The sequence below is a fragment of the Rhodoferax sp. genome, from assembly GCF_039922535.1.
Classification (GTDB): Bacteria; Pseudomonadota; Gammaproteobacteria; order Burkholderiales; family Burkholderiaceae_C; genus Rhodoferax_B.
Map to the genome: position 1 here is coordinate 1 of NZ_JBDTEM010000382.1, position 3,777 is coordinate 3,777.

The 3,777-nt window shown below is 62.0% G+C and carries 4 protein-coding genes; 1 reads left to right on the forward strand and 3 read right to left on the reverse strand.

Annotated features, from left to right (window positions below):
- The 3 genes from ABI213_RS18325 to ABI213_RS18335 all read right to left on the reverse strand — a co-directional run.
- The coding region (locus ABI213_RS18325) for a heavy metal translocating P-type ATPase (RefSeq protein ID WP_348028125.1) at positions 1 to 1,716 on the reverse strand (1,716 nt) is incomplete at its 3' end.
- Between the two features lie 69 nt (positions 1,717 to 1,785).
- Positions 1,786 to 1,986, reverse strand: coding sequence for a hypothetical protein (locus ABI213_RS18330; protein ID WP_348028119.1), 201 nt, complete (start codon positions 1,984 to 1,986; stop codon positions 1,786 to 1,788).
- A 371-nt stretch (positions 1,987 to 2,357) separates the two neighbouring features.
- A complete protein-coding gene (locus ABI213_RS18335; RefSeq protein WP_348028121.1) occupies positions 2,358 to 2,690 on the reverse strand; it encodes a FlxA-like family protein in 333 nt (110 codons plus the stop codon).
- A gap of 316 nt (positions 2,691 to 3,006) precedes the next feature.
- On the opposite strand from ABI213_RS18335, the gene ABI213_RS18340 reads away from it, so the two are divergent.
- On the forward strand, positions 3,007 to 3,777 hold a 771-nt coding region (locus ABI213_RS18340), incomplete at its 3' end, for a transglycosylase domain-containing protein (RefSeq protein WP_348028123.1).

Below are 3,777 nucleotides of genomic sequence, written 5' to 3' on the forward strand. Positions count from 1 at the left end.
ATCAACACCCAGCTGCTGCATCAGTGTCGCGTTGCCAATGGCCAATGACTTGCCTCCCACCACACCCTTTACACCGATGCCCGACGCGGAGTCGAACTGTTCGACCTTCTCCAGCGCCAGTGTGCGATCCCGTGCCGCGTTGACGATGGCCGCTGCCAGAGGGTGCTCACTGCCCTGGTCCAGGCTGGCTGCCAGGCGCAGCACCTCGTCCTCGCTGAAGCCCTGGGTGCCCAGCGCCTTCTCGAACGTCGGCTTGCCTTCGGTCAGCGTACCTGTCTTGTCGACAATCAGCGTATCGACCTTGCAAAGGTTCTCGATGGCGGCCGCGTCGCGAAACAGCACGCCCTGCGTCGCACCGCGACCGCTGGCCACCATGATGGACATGGGTGTGGCCAGCCCCAGCGCGCACGGGCAGGCGATGATCAGCACTGTCACCGCCGTGATCAGCCCATAGACCCAACTCGGCTGCGGCCCGAAAATTCCCCACGCAAAGAAGGTCAGCAGCGCGATGCCCACCACCCCATAGACGAAATACGCCGCTACCGTGTCGGCCATGCGCTGCATGGGTGCTTTGGAGCGCTGCGCCTGCGCCACCATCTGGACGATCTGCGACAACACGGTGGCCGACCCCACGTGCTCGGATCGCATCAGCAAAGCACCACTGGTGTTGAGCGTGGCACCGATGAGCTTGTCGCCCACCCGCTTGGTGACGGGCAGGGGCTCGCCGGTCAGCATGGATTCGTCGAGCGCACTGCTGCCTTCTAGCACCACGCCGTCCACCGGCACCTTCTCGCCAGGGCGCACGCGCAGGCTGTCGCCCTCCACCACGTCGGCCAGAGGCACGTCTTCCTCGCTGCCGTCCGGCTTCACGCGGCGCGCCGTCTTGGGTGCCAGGCCAAGCAGTGATTTGATGGCCGCCGAGGTCTTTGAGCGCGCCTTCAATTCCAGCAGCTGACCGCACAGCGTCAACGAAATGATGACCACGGATGCTTCAAAATAGACCGCCACACGGCCCATTGAGATGAAAGACGCCGGGAACACGCCCGGCGCCAGCGTCGCCACCACGCTATAGAGGAACGCAGCACCCGTGCCCAAGCTGATCAGCGTCCACATATTAGGACTGCGTGCCACCACCGACTGCGCGCCGCGCACAAAGAACGGCCAGCCTGCCCACAGCACCACGGGCAAGGACAGGGCCAGCTCGACCCAGCTCTGTGTGGCCATATCGAACCAGCCCAGCCGATGGCCGAACATGGACAGCGTGGCGACCACTACCGTCAGCGGCAAGGTCCACCAGAAACGGTGGGTGAAGGAGGCGAGTTCCGGGTTCTCGTCGTCGTCGAGGGTCGGCACCATGGGTTCCAGCGCCATGCCGCACTTTGGGCAATTGCCCGGGTGGTCTTGCCGGATCTCGGGGTGCATCGGACAGGTGTAGACCGCAGCCGCCGACTCTGTCTTCGACGGCGTGACAGCTACGGCTTGCGCAGCGGGGGCAGTCGGCTTGGCAACATAGACCGCAGGATCGGCCGCGAACTTCGATTGGCAACCCGCACTGCAGAAGTAATACGGCCTGCCTGCGTGCTCCAAGTGGTGCGAGGAAGCAGCCGTCACGGCCATGCCGCAGACCGGGTCCTTTAACTTGTCGGTTGCCTCGGCGGTATCGTGAGGTTTGCCCGTCTTCGCAGCTTCCGCATCGCCTCGGTGTTCTGTGTGCATGTCCATGGAGTCATCCTTTCTAGCTTTCATGGACTTGGGTGCAGAGCACCCCGAGCCATGCAAGTTGTTTCACGTTAAGGGGGTCGCGGAAGCCATCAACGCGGTGCGCACGCGTTGAAGACGCTCCCGAACTTCAGCGGCCACCTTCGCGACCTCGGAATCGTCGGTCATTTGCATCACAGCGACCGGGTCCATGAAGCCCACCGTTTGGTCGGCGTTGACCTCTAGGCGCACGATGCCCCAAGCCCGTGAGCGTGCAATAGAAGCCATAGGCCGCGCTTGGCAGAGCGACAACCGGTGTAGAGGATGCGTGCATTGCGGCCCTTTCACAGCGGGCCCGCCGCCGGGGATCGTGCGCCGTGATCGACGGCAGGCTGCGCACATCCAGCAAGGCCAACCGTGACGGTGGCGACCGCAAAGGCCAAAGTACGAAGTGACAGCATGGGGAAGCTCCTGTTGGGGGCATAGCGACTGAAGTCACCACCCTGCACATGAGACCTGCCGAACATCGGATCTACGGTCCAGGCCAATATTGCTTGTAAGCCCAAAGATGCGAGGAGTCTGTGCGGCAACGAACATACAGGTATTACGTGCCCAAATGACCAGGCACCCGGGCATTAAAAGCCCGGTGGCGGCGCGGCTCAGGCGTAGGTATCGAGGTTCTCGCCCAAGCCGGGCGCACGGCGGGGTGCGTCCTTGGCAGCCTGGGCATCCTTGGCGGCTTGGGCCTCTTGCTGCTGGCTGAGCTGTTCTTGCTGTTGTTGGCGCTGGATGGCGGCGATCTGCGCCTCGACCATCTGGATCTGGGCCTGCAGCAGTTTGACCCGCTCCTCTTTGGCTTTGGGGTCCATGTCTTGGGATGCCACGTTTTTCAACTGCTCGGTCAACTGGCGTACCTGCTTCATCAGGGCCGCAATCTGTTTGCTGCCCTGAGAGCCTTGCACGCTGGTGGAGGTAGACGATGAAATTTGCATGACCCAAGTATCGACCAATACCGATAGGTCTTTACACAGCGCTCCCCAAGAACCCGTTCCAAGAGCCCGTTCCAAAATGGCGAATGGGGCTGGAGAAAACTTTGCTGCAAATAAATTACAAGCTTTTTAGGCCTCCAGCGCATATTGTGCCTGCGCTAGCAGCTATTTATTTAATAGTAAAGTTCACTTCACACTCTCTTCACAAGACGCCATTAAGCTTGTCCCCTTGGCGGTTTTGGGCTCTGGTCCATAATTTGGCCGCCCTCTCTATGACCCCGGCCCCGGCTCCCGCCGGTTGCTGCGCGACCCAGGTTCCATGTCCCTACACACACACCACACTCCCACCCCTCGCACCCAATCCGGCAAACTCTGGCTCACCGCCCTGTGGGTTTGCGGGGGTCTGGGCCTGATCGGCGGCCTGCTCATCGCCATTGCCGCTGCCTGGTACTACCCCAGCCTGCCCGACCTCGACAAGGTGACCCGCTACCAGCCACAGCAGGCCATGCAGGTGTACACCAGCGACGGGGTGGAGATTGCGCAGTTTGGCTCCGAGCGGCGGGTCTTCTTGCCCATCGCCCAGATCCCACCGCTGATGCAAGAAGCCTTGCTGGCGATTGAGGACACGCGCTTTCGCGAACACAGCGGCATCGACCCCATCGGCGTGCTGCGGGCGGTGGTGTCCAACCTCACCGGGGGGGTGCGCCAAGGGGCATCCACCATCACCCAGCAGGTGGCGCGCAACTTCTTTCTGAGCAATCGCAAGACGATAGAGCGCAAGTTCAAAGAAGCCATGCTGGCGCTGAAGATCGAAAAGTCCCTGACCAAGGACCAGATTCTGGAGCTCTACATGAACCAGATCTACCTGGGCCACCGGGCCTACGGCTTTGGTGCGGCCTCGCAGGTGTACTTTGGCAAGCCGCTGGCCGATCTGTCGATTGCCGAAATGGCCATGCTGGCCGGGCTACCGCAAAACCCGGCCTACGCCAACCCCATCACCAACTTGGAGCGTGCCACCCGCCGCCAGCAACTGGTGCTGGGCCGCATGTTGAGCGTGGGGGTTATTTCGCAGGCGCAGTTCGACACTGCT

Excerpts from the sequence above, each read along its gene's own strand:
- ABI213_RS18330 (WP_348028119.1), bottom strand. The coding sequence starts at position 1,986 with ATGGCTTCTATTGCACGCTCACGGGCTTGGGGCATCGTGCGCCTAGAG.
- ABI213_RS18335 (WP_348028121.1), bottom strand. The coding sequence starts at position 2,690 with ATGCAAATTTCATCGTCTACCTCCACCAGCGTGCAAGGCTCTCAGGGC.